The organism is Aquitalea sp. FJL05 (assembly GCF_003852595.1).
Classification (GTDB): Bacteria; Pseudomonadota; Gammaproteobacteria; order Burkholderiales; family Chromobacteriaceae; genus Aquitalea; species Aquitalea aquatilis.
In genome coordinates this window covers 121,496-137,779 of sequence record NZ_QAJS01000001.1, presented here as the reverse complement: position 1 = coordinate 137,779, position 16,284 = coordinate 121,496, and the positions used below count along the sequence as shown (strand labels likewise).

Genomic DNA, 16,284 nt, shown 5'->3' with positions numbered 1-16,284 from the left:
ATTGCTTGATCTGGCTCAGTTTCATGACGAGTGAAATTCGCTAAAGAGCAGGCAGTGCAAGGAAAGGCAAAGCAAGATGATGCAGGCGATATTGCAAAGCGCACCCGGTGGTGCGGATACCCTTTATCTGGGAGAAACCGCCAGGCCGCAGCGCCAGACTGGCCAGCTATTGGTGCAGGTGATGGCGGCCGGGGTGAATCGTGCCGACATCGTGCAACGCAGCGGGCATTATCCGCCGCCGCCGGGTGCCAGCAGCATTCTTGGTCTGGAAGTGGCTGGGGTGGTAATCGAGGCGGATGCTGGCAGTCGCTTTCGGGAAGGCGATGCGGTATTCGGCCTGATCGCCGGTGGCGGCTATGCCGAATGCGCCGTGCTGGACGAGGCGCTGGCCATTGCCAAGCCGGATGCCATGTCGTGGGTGGAGGCTGCCAGCCTGCCGGAAGTGTGGATGACCGCCTGGCTGAATCTGGTGCAGGTGGGGCAATTGCAAGCCAGGCAAAATATCCTGATCCATGCTGGTGCCAGCGGCGTCGGGGCCACGGCCATCCAGTTGGCGCGATGGTTGGGCGCGCACCCCTTTGCCAGCGCCGGCAGTGCCGACAAGCTGGCCTTCTGCCAGGAACTGGGGGCGGAGCAGGTATTCAATTACAAGGCGCTGCCGGCCTTTTCTTCCAAGGTCAGGGAGTGGGGCGGGGTGGATGTGATTCTCGACCCGATCGGTGCCTCCTATCTGGCCGAAAACATGGCCAGCCTGAAGCAGGATGGCCGACTGGTGAATATCGGCCTGATGGGCGGCAACAAGGCCGAGCTCAATCTGGGCTTGCTGCTGGTCAAGCGGCTGTCACTGATTGGCTCCACCCTGCGTTCACAGCCGCTGACAGCGAAGGCCCGTCTGGCGCAGGCGCTGGAGCGGGAGGTGTTGCCAGCCTTGCTGGCCGGCCAGCTGCAACTGACGCTGGATAGCAGCTACCCCTGGCAACAGGCGGCGGACGCGCATGCCCACATGGAGGCCAATGCCAATCTGGGCAAGGTGGTATTGACCTTCTTTCCTGTCATGACGCCGTAATCCGTCGCCAGTACATTGTGCGGCGTGGGAGGTGCTCTGCCTCTGACTGGTATGGATGGGATTAGGGGACGATGCGGCTATCGTTCCCCTTTTTTTGCCCGCAAAAAAGCCCGTCTCTGGCGAGAACGGGCCTTGGCTGCACTGGAAGCTTTATTCGGCGGCTGTCGCGGGCGGCAGCGGTGACAGCGCTTCGATCAGGGCGACTTCCTGGGCGTAGGACAGCGCCTTCATCTTGCCCAGCAGTGCCTCGCCATCCAGCTTGAAGTGCTGGTCCAGCTCTTCGTCTATCATGCAGGCCTCCACGGCCAGCCATACACCACGGCAGGATGCGGCCTCTTCAAAGCGTACGTTTTGCAGCACATGGGCGATCAGCCGCAGCTCGGCGTCGGAGAACAGTCGCGACAGGGCGGCCTGCTCGCGGCGCACGATTTCTGCGTAGCGGTCGCAGATCTGCTGCACCCGGCCTTCGTCGCCATAGTGGTGTGCTTCTGCCTCGCCGGCCAGCGAGGTGTGATCAAACCAGGCCTCGATCAGCGGACGCAGGGTGGGCAAGTCCTCTTCCCATACCCGGTGCAGCTCATCGCGGAAGCGGGCGTTGTCGGTGAAGGACAGATCGTCAAACGGCATGGCCGGCATCACCTGCTCATCCAGGGTGCGACTGTCTACCCAGATGCGGCCTTCCTCATCGCGGCGCACTGCACCACGCCAGACGGCCTGTTCTTCGGTTGCCAGATTGTCGACGTGGATTTCCACATAGGGCAGGGTCAGTTCCAGGCCCTCGTCTTCACTCACCAGGCGCAGGGTGATGTCAAACAGGCCGTGTTTGAACACTTCCAGCAGCTGCAGCCCATCGGCATGGCCGGCCAGGATGAATTTGTCTGCTGTTTCGTATACCGCCACGTCGGTGGGGTGTTGTGCCGGTTTCATCAGTTTGGCCGACAGCTCGTCGGCCAGCTGGTTGGCGTCGTTGTGCTGCACATCGAAGCCGGTGCGATAGCCTTCATGTTCATGCCACAGGGCGTCCCAGTCATACATGGTCGACTCCTCAATATCCGGGTTTGCAGGGGGAAATGGCGCGCAGTGTAACCAAATCATCATGCCTTGTCGCGATAATGCTTTGGGTTAAGCCTGTGCTACGTGATAGAATCGTACGATTTTTCCGCTTCAACCGACCGAATTCCGAAACATGACACGACAGATTCGTAATATTGCCATTATTGCCCACGTGGACCATGGCAAAACCACCCTCGTTGACCAGTTGCTGCGCCAGTCCGGCACCTTCCGCGAGAACCAGCAGGTAGATGAACGCGTAATGGACAGCAACGATCTTGAAAAAGAGCGTGGCATTACCATTCTGGCCAAGAACACCGCCATCGAATACGAAGGCGTGCACATCAATATCGTGGACACTCCGGGACACGCCGACTTCGGTGGTGAAGTGGAGCGCGTACTGGGCATGGTAGACGGCGTACTGCTGCTGGTGGATGCCGTTGAAGGCCCGATGCCGCAAACCCGTTTCGTGACCAAGAAAGCCCTGGCTCTGGGCCTGCGTCCGATCGTGGTGATCAACAAGGTTGACCGTCCGGGCGCCCGTCCGGACTGGGTGGTAGACCAAACTTTCGACCTATTCGACAAGCTGGGCGCCACCGACGAACAACTGGACTTCCCCATCATCTATGCTTCCGGCCTGAACGGCTTTGCCAAGCTGGAACTGGATCAAGAGTCCGACAACATGCGTCCGCTGTTCGAAACCGTGCTCAAGCACGTGCCGACCCCGCCGGGCGATCCGGAAGCGCCGCTGCAACTGCAAGTTTCCGCGCTGGACTATTCCACCTACACCGGCCGCTTGGGCGTTGGTCGTGTACTGAATGGCCGCATCAAGCCGGGTCAGCAAGTTGTGGTGATGAACCATGAAGTACAAGTAGCCTCTGGCCGTATCAACCAGGTGCTGGGCTACCAGGGTCTGGAACGCGTACCGGTTGAAGAAGCCGAAGCTGGCGACATCATCATCATTTCCGGCCTGGACGATATCGGTATCGGCGTCACCATCTGTGACAAGGAACAACCGGTAGGCCTGCCGATGGTGGCCGTGGACGAACCGACCCTGACCATGGACTTCATGGTGAACTCCTCGCCGCTGGCCGGCACCGAAGGCAAGTTCGTTACCAGCCGTCAGATCCGTGACCGCCTGACCAAGGAACTGCTGACCAACGTTGCGCTGCGTGTTGAAGAAACCGAAGACTCCGACGTGTTCCGCGTATCCGGTCGTGGCGAACTGCACCTGACCATCCTGCTGGAAAGCATGCGTCGCGAAGGCTTCGAAATGGCCGTGGCCAAGCCGCGCGTGGTGTACAAGGAAGTGAACGGCGAGAAGTGCGAGCCGTACGAAAACCTGTCCATCGACCTGGAAGATGATCACCAGGGCGGCATCATGGAAGAAATCGGTCGTCGCCGTGGCGAACTGACCAATATGGAATCTGACGGCCTGGGTCGTACCCGCCTGGAATACCATATTCCGGCACGTGGCCTGATCGGCTTCCAGTCCGACTTCATGACCATGACGCGCGGTACCGGCCTGATGAGCCACGTATTCGACGACTACGGCCCGGTTAAGCCGGACATGCCGGGTCGCCACAATGGCGTGCTGGTTTCCCAGGAAAACGGCGAAGCCGTTGCCTACGCACTGTGGAAGCTGGAAGATCGCGGCCGCATGTTCGTCTCCCCGGGCGACAAGCTGTATGAAGGCATGATCATCGGCATTCACAGCCGCGACAACGACCTGGTGGTTAACCCGGTCAAGGGCAAGCAGCTGACCAACGTGCGCGCTTCCGGTACTGACGAAGCCGTTCGTCTGACCACCCCGATGAAGATGACTCTGGAATCGGCAGTGGAATTCATCGATGATGACGAGCTGGTAGAAATCACGCCGAAGTCCATCCGCATCCGCAAGCGTTACCTGCAAGAGAACGAACGCCGCAAGATGAACAAGCAAGCTTCCTGATCTTTCAGCGGAGTGACAAAAGGCAGCCAATGGCTGCCTTTTTTTACGACTAGTTTTATATGTAAGTAAATATTTAGTTGACTGGGGGTTATTTGATAGATATAAATTCAAATACGAGGTTCCCGCCTCGTATCTATCCCCGCTAAACGTTTGATCCCGGTCTCTGCCGGGATTTTTTTTGCCTAAACCCTTACAGCCGGGCCAGTGCTGCGGGAGCAGTCTGTGCGGCGGCTGCAGGCGCCATGCTGACGTCCATCGACAACAGCAGGCACAGCTTGATGGCGCGAATAACCGAAATATTGACATCGTCGCGGCTGAGAATCAGCGTGGCATCCTGTGTCGAGTGATCGTGCAGAATGGTTTCGCGCCGCGCCTGCAGGGTGTCCAGCAAGGGGTCATCCAGATAGGCGAGCAGGGTGTTCTCCTGCGGGAAAAGCAGCTTCAGCCACAGGCGCAGCCGCTCCACGCCGCGGATATTGTTTTCTTCCAGCAGAATGCTGCCCAGCTTGTGCTGTACCGCAAAGTTGTGTCGCTGCAGCACTTCGCTGCGAAACAGCTTGTCACGATGAATGGGTTTGAGTTGCTCCAGCGCATCCAGCACCAGCAGCGGGCTGCGGTTGCAGCTCAGCTCGATGAAGTCGCGCAGCAGCGCCTCGATGATGTCCCAGGCCAGTGCGGCCGCCAGCCCGTTGAGTCGCTGGAATACCACGCCACCATGCTGGCGTTCGATAAAGGAAAATACCTTGCGCATTTCCTGTTCCAGCTGATTGAGCCCGTCTTCGCTACGGATGAAGCCTGCAAAAGTGCTCTCGCCCAGCTGCTCACTCAGCCGGGCGGCCTGGCTGGCATAAACCATATCAAACGGCATGCATAGCATCGACTTGATGGCGAAGATCCGCTCCAGCGCGCCCAGGCACAGCTGGCGCAGCGCCGGGTCCGGGCTGCGGCGGATAATGGCCTGCAGTTTCAGCTGCAGTTGGGAAAACGAAGCGGCACTGCTATAGGTCACGCTGTCTTTCATTGCCTCACTCATCTGCACCATGCCCGCGCGTATTCGGATATTTGTTTAAATTGTTTTAATAATTGCAGGGTGGATGAGACTTGATTTCCCGGTCGGCGTCAAGTTAGCGCAACCGCCGCCGGCGTGCTGCGCACGAGTGGCGGGCTTATTCCACCAGCAGCATATTGGCGCGAATCCAGCCACGATCAGCCGCCTCGAAGTGCCACCATTCGCTGGCGATGCCATGAAAACCCGCTTGCTGCATACAGCTGCGCAGCAGCTGGCGCTGCTTGAGCTGCTGATGGTCGAGCAGGCCGGCCTGCAACATCTGCCTTTCCTGGCAGGGCTGTGCCAGCAGCGAGAAATCATCAAAGCGGGTGCCCATGTCCTGCTGCTGCCCGTGCTCGTTTTCTAGTGTCACATCCACCGCCATGCCAAAGCTGTGGATTGAACCACGCGCCGGGTCGGCTACGTAGATATGCTGCGGCGTGCCTTTCACCCGGTCCCACAGCAGGCGCTGCACCCGCCCGGGTCGTAGTGCATCCAGTACCCGCAAGCGCCAGCCCGGTCGTTCCGCTTGCAGGATTGTCGCCGCGCGAGCCAATTGACTGGCGGCCTGGCTGTGCAGCAGGCCACCATCAAAATCACCATACAGATTGTGTCCGATGAAGTTGTCCACGCCGGCATAGCGTAAATCCAGGTGGATGCCTGGCATCTGGTGGATTGAGATGTATTCCGGATGGGCGAGTACGTCTTCCAGCTGGATGGTGGTGATGTGCATGGGGCAATTCCGGTTGATCTGGCTCAGTCGTGGCAAACAGGCGGCATGTTGCAACAGTCGTCATCATGTAAGCAGCATTCCGCCATGTATCTTCCACGAGCAGGCAGGGCGAAGCAATGACCCGCGGCGCAGCCTGCCCGCGCAAGGCAGGTGCGTCATTGTTTGCGCCAGTGCTGGGCGGCAGCTTTGCGCTTTCGGTTATGATGCGGGCTTTGGTGGCATGGCAATGCTGCAGTCACCGCATGAGGGAGATTTCAATGAAATTGCACAAGCTGCTGCTGGCGGCGTGCCTGAGCGCTGCAGCCTTGCCGGCATTGGCCGCCAAGCCTCTGGTGTTCTGCGCGGAGACAGCACCGGAAGGCTTTGATCCGGCGTTATGGGATAGCGCGTCCACTTATAATGTGACACGGCAGATTTTCCAGGGTCTGGTTGCCTTCAAGCGCGGCGGGGTGGAAATCGTACCGGCACTGGCCAGCAAATGGGAAATATCGGCAGACGGGCTGAGCTATACCTTTCATCTGCGCAAGGTGGTGAAATTTCAGCACACAGACTATTTCAGCCCGAAGCGTATGTTTTCGGCGGATGACGTGGTGTTCACCGTGCAGCGCTGGATCAAGCCCGAGCTGCCATTCAATGCTGCATTCAAGACCCAGCTACTGGGGCCGGCCAATTACGGGATCGCCCAGTCGGTAGCCAGCGTGCAGAAAATCGACTCCTACACGGTGCGACTGCAGCTGAAAGAGCGCAATGCCACCTTTCTGAGCTTCCTGGCCATGGGCTTTGCCGGCATGCAGTCAGCCGAGTACGCAGACCACCTGCTGCAGCAGAACCGCGCTGCCGACATCAACCAGCAACCAGTCGGCACCGGGCCATACCAGTTCAAGAGCTATGCCAAGGATTCGGCCGTACGCCTGCTGGCCAATCCGGACTACTGGGGGCGGCCGCAACTCACCCGCAGCCTGATTTTCGCCATCGTCACCGACCCGCAGGTGCGTATCCAGAAGCTGAAAGGCAATGAATGTCAGCTGGCCGCTGCTGTGCGCGAGGCGGATCTGGACGGACTGCAAACCGACCGCAACATCAAGGTCGACAGTACCGGGGCCATGAATATTTCCTACCTGGCCTACAACCTGAAACGGCCACAGCTGGCCAGTCGTGATGTGCGGGTAGCGCTGGATATCGCCATTGATCGCGACGCCCTGTTCAAGGCGCTGTTTCCCAAAGGTGGTGCCACGCAGGCGGTCAATCCGTTTCCGCCGGCGGTATGGGGCTGGAATGGCAAAACCCGCAATGAATACAATCCGGCGCGCGCGCGCCAGTTGCTGGCCAAGGCAGGCTACCCGGATGGCTTCAGCATCAATCTGTGGGCCTTGCCGGTGCAGCGGCCAACCAACCCCAATGGCAAGCTGATGGCGCAGATGATCCAGCAAGACTGGGCCAGGATAGGCGTCAAGGCCAATATCCAGAGTTATGAGTGGGGCGAGTATCTGAAACGGGCGGGGCAGGGCGAGCATGATGTCTACATGAGTGGCCTGACCAGCGACTCCGGCGATCCGGATGATTTTCTGTGGACTTCACTCTCCTGCAGCGTCAGCAAGAATGGCCAGCGTTTTTGCAATCAGGAATTTGACCAGCTATTGCTGAAAGCCCGGCAGACCAACGACCGCAAGCAGCGCACGGCTTACTACCTGAAAGCGCAGGACATTTTCAAACGCGAACGGCCGTGGATCACCATGGCGCATTCGCGCATTTACATTCCAATGCGCAAGGAAGTACAGGGCTTTGTGATGAATCCGAACGGTTCGTTCGGCTTTGAGGATGTCTATGTGAAATAGGCCGCCCCGGCTGGCAGCGGGATTGTTCCCGCTGCCAGCAAGGTCTGGCTTGTTGACTGCGTTGGCAGTCTGTTCCCGCTTGCACGCATCTTCCCCGATGTGTTCGCACATCGTTGCCGGAGCCTTCCCCAAGGCCTGCCCGGCAGCTTGTCACAGAGTATTCAGGCGGCTGGCATATTGTTGCCTGCTCGCTGTATCTGTTAGTCCTATCTTACTTATTTCTGAGTAATTACTCAGATAATCTGCAGATAATTCGTGAAAATACCTAAGTAAACCTACGTACTGTTGTACTAATGTCATTATTGTGAAGCTTACGGTTGAATAATTAACTTGTATTTGGTTTAAAAATTGACGTATTGAGTCATAAAACCGGCCGTCCGCAGCCTGCTTGCCTATGCTTTACCAGAATTTACCTGCTTATTTGCAAGCATACAGCCGCGTATGTATTTAAAATAAGCCAACTGAACGACTGGGCGCTCAGACCCGGCACAGTGCAGTTCTTCATCATCATCAAGCTCTGGAATGTTTATGCACATCAAGCAAGCTTCACCCGCTCTCAAGCTTGTCGCCGCATTGCTGCTGTCCGCTGCACTGAGCAGCTGTGGCAAGTCGCAAACCGGCGGCATGCCTGCTGCCGGCCCGGTCAGCGTCGGCATCATCACCCTGCAAGCGCAGGATACCGTTCTCAGCCGCGAGTTGCCGGCGCGTATTTCCGCCTTTACCGTGGCTGAAATCCGTCCGCAGGTTGGCGGCATCATTCAGAAGCGCCTGTTTGCCGAAGGCAGCGAGGTCAAGGCCGGTCAGGTGCTGTACCAGATCAATCCCGACACCTACCAGGCCGCCTACCAGACCGCCCAGGCCAGCCAGGCCAAGGCCGAGGCAACCCTGACATCGGCAGAACTCAAGGCCCGGCGCTATGCGCAGCTGGTGGAAATCAAGGCCATCAGCAGCCAGGACAATGACGATGCCCATGCCGCCTTGCTGCAGGCGCGTGCAGACCTGGCCACCGCCAAGGCTGCCGTGGAAACCGCCCGCATCAATCTGGCCTACACCCGCATCACCGCGCCGGTTAGCGGCCGCATTGGCAAATCCAGCGTGACCGCCGGCGCCCTGGTCACGGCCAACCAGACCACCGCCCTGGCCACCGTGCAGCAACTGGCGACGGCCTATGTCGACATGACCCAGTCCAGCACCGAGCTATTGCATCTGCGCCGTGACTTTGCCAAGGGCGCAGTGCAAAGCCAGCCGGGCAAGGCCAAGGTAAAACTGATCCTGGAAGACGGCAGTGAATATGCCAAAGAGGGTGAGCTGCAGTTCTCCGACATCACGGTGGATGCCAGCACCGGCATGGTGACGCTGCGCGCGGTGTTCGATAACCCCACCGGCGAATTGTTGCCCGGCATGTTTGTCCGTGCGCGGCTGGAGCAGGGGGTGCGCCAGCATGCCTTACTGCTGCCGCAGCAAGCGGTAACGCGCAACCAGAAGGGTGATGCCATCGTGATGGTGGTGGGCCAGGACAATAAAGTCAGCGCCCGCACTATCAAGACCAGCCAGACCGTGGGTGATAAGTGGCTGGTGGACAGCGGCCTGCAAGGGGGCGAGCGCATCGTGGTGGAAGGATTGATGAAGGTACAGGATGGCGCAACCGTCAAACCCGAAGCGCTGAAAACCAACGCATCCGCCGCCAAGTAAACCGGGAAAAGATTCATGTCGAAATTTTTTATTGACCGGCCGATCTTTGCCTGGGTGATCGCCATCGTGATCATGCTGGCCGGCCTGCTGTCGATTCGCAGCCTGCCGGTGTCACAGTACCCGGCCATCGCGCCGCCGCAGATCGCCATCAACGCGACTTATCCCGGTGCTTCGGCCAAAACCGTGGAAGACAGCGTGACCCAGGTGATCGAGCAGAAGATGCAGGGTATCGATCATCTGCGCTACATGAACTCCACCAGTGACGACACCGGTGCGGTCAGCATCACCATGACCTTCGATGCCGGCACCAATCCGGATACCGCACAGGTGCAGGTGCAGAACAAGCTGCAGTCTGCCATGGCTGCCTTGCCCACCGTGGTGCAGCAGCAGGGCATTACCGTGACCAAGTCGGCGCGTAACTTCCTGATGGTGGTGGGTTTCGTCTCGGAAGACGGCAGCATGAACGGCACCGACCTGGGTGACTATGTTGCCAGCAACCTGCAGGACACCCTCAGCCGGGTCAATGGCGTGGGTGAAGTGTCCTTGTTCGGCTCGCAGTATTCGATGCGTATCTGGCTGGACCCCAACAAGCTCAACAGCTACCAGCTGACCACGGGTGACGTTTCTACCGCCATTACCGCGCAGAATGCCCAGGTGTCGGCCGGCCAGCTGGGTGGCCTGCCGGCCAAGCCGGGCCAGCAACTGAATGCCACCATCGTTGCTCAGACCCGGCTGTCCAGTGCCGAGCAGTTCGGCAAAATCCTGCTGAAAGTGAATGCCAATGGCTCGCGCGTGCTGCTCAAGGATGTGGCCCGCATCGAGCTGGGTGCAGAAACCTACCGCACCAAGGCCCTGTTCAATGGCAAGCCGGCTACCGGTGTAGCCATCAAGCTGGCCAGCGGTGCCAATGCACTGGACACGGCTCAGGCCGTGCGCAACAAGGTGGCCGAGCTGTCGGCCTACTTCCCCAAGGGTGTAAAGGCGGTGTATCCGTATGACACCACCCCCTTCGTCAAGATCTCCATCGAAGAAGTGGTGAAGACCCTGGTGGAAGCCATCGGCCTGGTGTTTGTGGTGATGTATGTCTTCCTGCAAAACTTCCGCGCCACGCTGATCCCGACCATTGCCGTACCGGTGGTGCTGCTGGGTACCTTCGGCGTGATGGCAGCCACCGGCTTTTCCATCAACACCCTGACCATGTTTGGCCTGGTGCTGGCCATCGGCCTGCTGGTGGATGATGCCATCGTGGTGGTGGAAAACGTCGAACGGGTGATGAGTGAAGAGGGCTTGCCACCACGCGAAGCCACGCGCAAATCCATGGGGCAGATTACCGGCGCGCTGATCGGCATTGCGCTGGTACTGGCCGCCGTGTTTGTGCCGATGGCCTTCTTTGGCGGCTCCACCGGCGTCATCTACCGTCAGTTCTCCATTACCGTGGTGTCGTCGATGGCGCTGTCGGTACTGGTGGCCCTGGTGCTGACCCCGGCCCTGTGCGCCACCCTGCTCAAGCCAGTGGAAAAAGGCCACGGCGTCGGCCATGAATACGGCGGCGTGTTTGGCTGGTTCAACCGCACCTTCGACCGCAATAGCGAGCGCTATCAGGGTATCGTGGCACGCATGCTGAAAAAATCACTGCGTTATATGGTGATTTACATCGGCATCATCATCGCCATGGCAGTGTTGTTCATGCGTTTGCCGACATCCTTCCTGCCGGAAGAAGACCAGGGCATTCTGTTTACCCAGGTGCAATTGCCGCCGGGTGCCACCCAGGAACGTACCGATGCTGCCTTGCTGCAAGTGCAAAAGCATTTCCTGCAAGACCCGGCCGTCAACTCGCTGTTTACCGTTTCCGGCTTCGGTTTTGCCGGCAGCGGCCAGAACATGGGTCTGGGCTTTGTCCAGCTCAAGCCCTGGGATCAGCGTAACCGGCCCGACCTGACCGTGAAGGCGGTCGCCGGCCGCGCCATGGGTGCATTCAGCCAGATCCGCGATGCCATGATCTTTGCCTTTGCCCCGCCAGCCGTGATGGAGCTGGGCAATGCCTCCGGTTTCGACCTGCAACTGCAGGACCGTGCCGGTCTGGGACATGACAAGCTGATGGCCGCCCGCAACCAGTTGCTGGGCATGGCCGCCAAGAACCCGCTATTGATGGCGGTGCGCCCCAACGGTCTGAGCGACAACCCGCAATACCTGCTGGATGTCGATCACGAAAAGGCCAATGCCCTGGGCGTGTCCGTGGCGGACATCAACAGCACGCTGAGCACGGCGGTGGGCTCCAGCTATATCAACGACTTCATCGACCGTGGCCGCATCAAGAAGGTTTATCTGCAGGGCGATGCACCCTATCGCATGTCACCGGAAGACCTGGGCAACTGGTACGTGCGCAACAGCAGCGGCAGCATGGTACCGTTCTCGGCCTTTGCCAGCTCGCACTGGGGCTTTGGCTCGCCGCGTCTGGAGCGCTACAACGGCCAGTCGTCGGTGGAAATCCAGGGCTCACCCGCTGCCGGTGTCAGTACCGGTACGGCGATGAGCGAGATGGAACACATGATCAAGCAGCTGCCGGCTGGCATCGGCTACGAATGGACCGGGCTGTCCTATGAAGAGCGCCTGTCCGGTTCGCAAGCACCGGCGCTGTACGCCATATCGCTGCTCATCGTCTTCCTGTGTCTGGCCGCGCTGTATGAAAGCTGGTCGATTCCCTTCTCGGTGATGATGGTGGTGCCGCTGGGGGTGATCGGGGCCTTGCTGGCCGCCAGTGTGCGCGGCCTGTCCAATGACGTGTACTTCCAGGTGGGCCTGTTGACCACCATCGGCCTGGCTTCGAAGAATGCCATTCTGATCGTGGAATTTGCCAAGGAGCAGCAGGAGCACGGCAAGGAACTGATTGCCGCCACCATGGAAGCCGTACGCATGCGGCTGCGCCCCATCCTGATGACGTCGCTGGCTTTCATCCTGGGCATCTTGCCGCTGGTAATCAGCCATGGCGCCGGTTCCGGCAGCCAGAATGCCATTGGTACCGGGGTGATGGGCGGCATGATTTCGGCCACCGTACTGGCGATTTTCCTGGTTCCGGTCTTTTTCGTGGTCATCCGCCGTCGCTTCCCGCCCAAGAAACTGGCAGACGACATGCACGGTATCAGCAAGGAGGGCCTGTAATGTCCCGATTCATCAAGCTGTGCAGCCTGTCGCTGCTGGCTAGCGCACTGGCGGGCTGCTCGCTGATTCCACAGTATCAGCAGCCTGCGTCGCCAGTGGCGGCGCAATGGCCGAGCGGCCCGGCTTATCTGGGCGTGCCGGCCGGCAAGACTGGCAGCACCCCGGCCGAACAACTGGCCTGGCAGCAGTTTTTCACTGATCCGGCCATGCGGCAGCTGATAGGGCTGGCGCTGGAAAACAATCGCGATCTGCGCGTGGCTGCACTGAATATCGAAGCGGCGCGCGCGCAGTATCAGATTGAAAAAGCCAATCTGTTCCCGGCTATCAGTGCCAGCGGCAGTGGCAGCAACCAGCGCGTACCGGCCAGCGTCAGCGCTACCGGCAAGGAATACATCAGCCATAGCTACACCGCAGGTATCGGTTTCAGTGCCTACGAGCTGGATGTGTTCGGGCGCTTGTCCAGCCTGAAACAGCAGGCGCTGGAAAACTACTTCTCGCTGGAAGAAACCCGGCGCAGCACGCAGATTTCGCTGGTAGCCGAAGTGGCCAATGCCTATCTGACCCTGCTGGCAGACCAGCAGCACTTGCAGGTGGCGCAGAACACGCTCAAGTCGCAGCAGGCTTCGTATGAGCTGACCCGGCGCAAGCTGGAGGTGGGCGCGGCAACCGAGCTGGATCTGAGCGATGCCGACACCACCGTGCAGTCGGCACTGGCCGATCAGGCCAGCTATCAGCGTCAGGTTGCGCAGGATGAAAACGCGCTGACCCTACTGGTGGGCACCAGCATTCCGGCGGGCATCCTGCAAGGAGGCCAACTGGAAACCCAGAGCCGGCTTACCGACTTGCCGGCTGGCCTGCCGTCCGAGCTGCTGCAGCGCCGCCCTGACATTCTGGCGGCGGAGCACGACCTGAAAGCAGCCAATGCCAATATCGGTGCGGCGCGGGCGAAGTTTTTCCCCAGCATCAGCCTGACGGCCAGTGCCGGGTCCAGCAGCAGCAATCTGTCCGATCTGTTCAAGGCAGGTAGCGGCAGTTGGAGCTTCAGCCCTTCCATCAATCTGCCCATCTTCAATGCCGGCAGCCTGAGCGCCAATCTGGAATCGGCCAAAGTGGCACGCGACATCTCGCTGGCCAAGTATGAAAAGGCCATTCAGACTGCTTTTGGCGAGGTAGCCGATGCGCTGGCAGTGCGTGGCACGGTGGGCACCCAGTTGCGGGCGCAACAGGCCTTGGTGCAGGCCAGTCAACGCAGCCTGCAGCTGTCTGAAGCCCGTTTCAAGGTGGGGGTGGATAGTTATCTCACCCTGTTGCTGGCACAACGCAGCCTGTATTCTGCGCAGCAAAACCTGATCAGCACCCGCTTGTCGCAGGCCTCCAACCTGGTGACCCTGTACAAGGTGCTGGGCGGCGGCTGGCAAGCGCCGGAGCAGGGCAGCTAAGCAAAGACCGCCGTGCCTGCTGCATGGCGGTCTCTGGTAATACTCCAAAGGCCGGGCAATGTACCCGGCCATGATTCCGGTGATGACAAGATGGCACGCAAAACCAAAGAAGAAGCAGACAAAACCCGACAGTTGCTGCTGGATGCTGCCGAGCAGCTGTTCTGGGAGCACGGCGTCAGTAAAACCACGCTGGCTGGCATTGCCGCACACGCCGGCCTGACCCGTGGGGCCATTTACTGGCACTTCGACAACAAGTCCGACCTGTTCAACGCCATGTGCGAACGGGCCTTCCCCCAGTTCGAAGAACTGATGCAGGCGTTGCTGGTTGAGGACTACTGTCCGGGGCTGACTCCGGCGCAGCGTTTGTGGCAACACAGCTGCAGTGTGCTGCAGCTGGTCACCACCAGTCAGCGCGTCGCCCGCGTGGTGGGCATCATCAATTTGCGCTGCGAATTCGTCGGCGAAATGCAGAACTCCTATCTGCTGGATCGCTCCTGGCTGATGGAAAAAGTAGGCAATCTGCACGCCATGCTGAGTCAGGCGGCGGAAAGAGGGCAGGTCAGGCCGGGTATTGATCTTGCCTGTGCCTCCGGCTGCCTGCATTCGATGATTTGCGGCCTGGTCGACAGTTGGATGCTCAATCCGCAGGTGGTCGATCTGGAAAATCACTGCGAGCAGCTACTGACCCCATTTTTTGCCGGGGTGTTTGTTGCCGATTGCTGGCTACCCGCACCGCAGTAAAGTGCAGGATCTGATTGTCCCTTTTGCGCAATACTGACTACACTGTCATGGCCATGGCGTAGCTGTCTTGTCGGACAGTTGTGGCCATCCTGGATATCAGCGGCCAGGAATGCAGCCAGGCAGTCGTTTCAGTCAGAGAGTACATCATGTTCAAAAAAATATTCGGCGGCTTGCTCGGGCGGGGAGAGTCGACAACGAACAATGCACCACAGCCGCCGCGCGCTGCTGTGCTAGCAGAGGAGGCTGCCGCGCAGGCAACGCCTTTCAAGCTGCCGCAGACACTGGGCTTTGTTTCGCACCAGCCCATTCAGGATCAGTCGCAACGCATTGTTGCCTACGAATTTGCGGTCAAGGACAGTCTGGCGGTGGCCCGGCCAGCGGCCAGTCGGCGCAGTTTTGACCAACTTCTGTTCAATACCCTGAAAAACATGAATATTTTCCGCCTGCTGGCTTATCGGCGGGCGTTTATTCATGTGTCACTGGCTTCGCTGGACGATTTGTTGCAGCAGGAATTGCCAGCGGCCAGCGCCATTTATCTGCTGGAACTGCTGGATGGCGAACAACTGGCCGACACCGTGATGCCGCAGCTGGATGCGCTGCGTGCAGCCGGGCTGCGCTTTGCCGTGGAGCCGGCACGCTACGGCACCGCCCCGGCGGCGCTGGAACTGTATCAGCGAGTGGATTACATGGTGCTGGATTTCGCCGCGCCCAATACGCGGGCGCTATTTCCCTTGCTGGAACAATTACCGCAGCGTTATCCGCAAATGCGCTGGTTGGCCCGCAATATCAATACCGCCGAAGAGCTGGCACTGTGCCGCCACTCGGCCAATAGCGACCGCTTTGCCCTGTTTCATGGCTCATACCTGTCGGTAGCGCAAAACCGGGTCAGTCAGAAAGAAGGTGCCAGCCAGGGGCGGGTGCTGGAAATCATGCGCCTGCTGCGTGCCAATGCACCGGTGGCCGAGATTGAAGCCCAGTTCAAGCTGGATTCGCTCTTGCTGTTCAAGCTGCTGCGCTTTGTCAATTCGCCGGTCAATGGCCTGTCGCGCAAGATCCAGACCATCGATGAGGGCCTGATGCTGCTGGGACGCAGCGCGCTGTTCAAATGGCTGTCCCTGCTATTGTTCACCTCGGATGGCGACGGAGGTGCCACCTTGTCGCTACTGGAAAAATCGCTGATCCGCGCGCACTTCATGGAAGAGCTGGGCATTATCCGTGGCAACAAGCTGGAAGCCGAGCATCTGTTTCTGACCGGCATGTTTTCCCTGCTGGGCGATCTGCTCAACCTGACGCTGGCCGAAGCGCTGGAGCCGCTGGACCTGCCCTTCATGATTTCGGATGCCCTGCTGCTGCAAAAAGGGCTGTTTGCCGCCCCCTTGCAGCTGGCCCAGGCTTGCGAGCAGGACGATGGCGAACGCATCACCGAGCTGGCCGAGCAAATGGATGTAGACCTTGATCAGGTCAGCAGCGTGTATATGGAAGCGGTGGTGTGGGCGCAGGAAGTACTGAGCGAGAGCGAAGTACAAAGCAATGTAGAAGCGGTGTAACGCAACCATCCCCCCCCGGAGCC

11 protein-coding genes are annotated in these 16,284 nt (G+C 59.3%); 8 read left to right on the top strand and 3 right to left on the bottom strand.

The features are described from left to right. Positions 1-76: 76 nt before the first annotated feature. Positions 77-1,066, top strand: coding sequence for an NAD(P)H-quinone oxidoreductase (locus tag DBR44_RS00640; protein WP_233578248.1), 990 nt, complete (start codon positions 77-79; stop codon positions 1,064-1,066). A 150-nt stretch (positions 1,067-1,216) separates the two neighbouring features. On the opposite strand, the gene DBR44_RS00635 is transcribed toward DBR44_RS00640, so the two are convergent. Next, complete coding sequence (locus DBR44_RS00635; protein ID WP_124641049.1) at positions 1,217-2,101, bottom strand: hypothetical protein; 885 nt, start codon at positions 2,099-2,101, stop codon at positions 1,217-1,219. 151 nt (positions 2,102-2,252) lie between these two features. On the opposite strand from DBR44_RS00635, the gene typA reads away from it, so the two are divergent. Next, on the top strand, positions 2,253-4,067 hold the full coding sequence (typA, locus tag DBR44_RS00630; RefSeq protein WP_124641046.1) for a translational GTPase TypA: 1,815 nt from the start codon (positions 2,253-2,255) through the stop codon (positions 4,065-4,067). Positions 4,068-4,257: 190 nt separating this feature from the next. Here the strand turns inward: typA and DBR44_RS00625 are convergent, their stop codons facing one another. Beyond that, entirely contained in the window at positions 4,258-5,088 is an 831-nt protein-coding gene (locus DBR44_RS00625; protein ID WP_124641044.1) for a hypothetical protein, read from the bottom strand. 145 nt (positions 5,089-5,233) lie between these two features. Beyond that, positions 5,234-5,848 carry a M15 family metallopeptidase gene (locus DBR44_RS00620; RefSeq protein WP_124641042.1) on the bottom strand — a complete coding sequence of 205 codons (615 nt, stop codon included), beginning with the start codon at positions 5,846-5,848 and terminating at the stop codon, positions 5,234-5,236. Positions 5,849-6,105: 257 nt separating this feature from the next. On the opposite strand from DBR44_RS00620, the gene DBR44_RS00615 reads away from it, so the two are divergent. The 6 genes from DBR44_RS00615 to DBR44_RS00590 all read left to right on the top strand — a co-directional run bounded on the left by DBR44_RS00615 (position 6,106) and on the right by DBR44_RS00590 (position 16,261). Next, positions 6,106-7,683, top strand: a complete 1,578-nt coding sequence (locus DBR44_RS00615; protein WP_124641040.1) for an ABC transporter substrate-binding protein — start codon at positions 6,106-6,108, stop codon at positions 7,681-7,683. Between the two features lie 528 nt (positions 7,684-8,211). Then, positions 8,212-9,375 (top strand): efflux RND transporter periplasmic adaptor subunit, encoded by a 1,164-nt coding sequence (locus DBR44_RS00610; RefSeq protein WP_124641038.1) that lies wholly within the window; start codon positions 8,212-8,214, stop codon positions 9,373-9,375. Between the two features lie 15 nt (positions 9,376-9,390). Next, on the top strand, positions 9,391-12,534 hold the full coding sequence (locus DBR44_RS00605) for an efflux RND transporter permease subunit (RefSeq protein ID WP_124641036.1): 3,144 nt from the start codon (positions 9,391-9,393) through the stop codon (positions 12,532-12,534). Continuing rightward, positions 12,534-13,973: an AdeC/AdeK/OprM family multidrug efflux complex outer membrane factor gene (adeC, locus tag DBR44_RS00600; RefSeq protein ID WP_124641034.1), complete on the top strand. Its 1,440-nt coding sequence runs from the start codon at positions 12,534-12,536 to the stop codon at positions 13,971-13,973. The genes DBR44_RS00605 and adeC overlap by 1 nt, the downstream gene beginning before the upstream one ends. Positions 13,974-14,063: 90 nt before the next feature. Then, positions 14,064-14,714, top strand: coding sequence for a TetR family transcriptional regulator (locus DBR44_RS00595; RefSeq protein WP_124641032.1), 651 nt, complete (start codon positions 14,064-14,066; stop codon positions 14,712-14,714). A gap of 146 nt (positions 14,715-14,860) precedes the next feature. Further along, positions 14,861-16,261, top strand: coding sequence for an EAL and HDOD domain-containing protein (locus DBR44_RS00590; protein WP_124641031.1), 1,401 nt, complete (start codon positions 14,861-14,863; stop codon positions 16,259-16,261). The last annotated feature ends 23 nt before the right edge of the window (positions 16,262-16,284 follow it).

Bases quoted from the DNA above. Each gene is read 5' to 3' on its own strand.
- DBR44_RS00615 (WP_124641040.1), top strand. From the start codon at position 6,106: ATGAAATTGCACAAGCTGCTGCTGGCGGCGTGCCTGAGCGCTGCAGCC.
- DBR44_RS00620 (WP_124641042.1), bottom strand. From the start codon at position 5,848: ATGCACATCACCACCATCCAGCTGGAAGACGTACTCGCCCATCCGGAA.
- DBR44_RS00605 (WP_124641036.1), top strand. From the start codon at position 9,391: ATGTCGAAATTTTTTATTGACCGGCCGATCTTTGCCTGGGTGATCGCC.
- DBR44_RS00595 (WP_124641032.1), top strand. From the start codon at position 14,064: ATGGCACGCAAAACCAAAGAAGAAGCAGACAAAACCCGACAGTTGCTG.
- DBR44_RS00640 (WP_233578248.1), top strand. From the start codon at position 77: ATGATGCAGGCGATATTGCAAAGCGCACCCGGTGGTGCGGATACCCTT.
- DBR44_RS00625 (WP_124641044.1), bottom strand. From the start codon at position 5,088: ATGAAAGACAGCGTGACCTATAGCAGTGCCGCTTCGTTTTCCCAACTG.
- adeC (WP_124641034.1), top strand. From the start codon at position 12,534: ATGTCCCGATTCATCAAGCTGTGCAGCCTGTCGCTGCTGGCTAGCGCA.
- DBR44_RS00590 (WP_124641031.1), top strand. From the start codon at position 14,861: ATGTTCAAAAAAATATTCGGCGGCTTGCTCGGGCGGGGAGAGTCGACA.
- typA (WP_124641046.1), top strand. From the start codon at position 2,253: ATGACACGACAGATTCGTAATATTGCCATTATTGCCCACGTGGACCAT.
- DBR44_RS00610 (WP_124641038.1), top strand. From the start codon at position 8,212: ATGCACATCAAGCAAGCTTCACCCGCTCTCAAGCTTGTCGCCGCATTG.
- DBR44_RS00635 (WP_124641049.1), bottom strand. From the start codon at position 2,101: ATGTATGACTGGGACGCCCTGTGGCATGAACATGAAGGCTATCGCACC.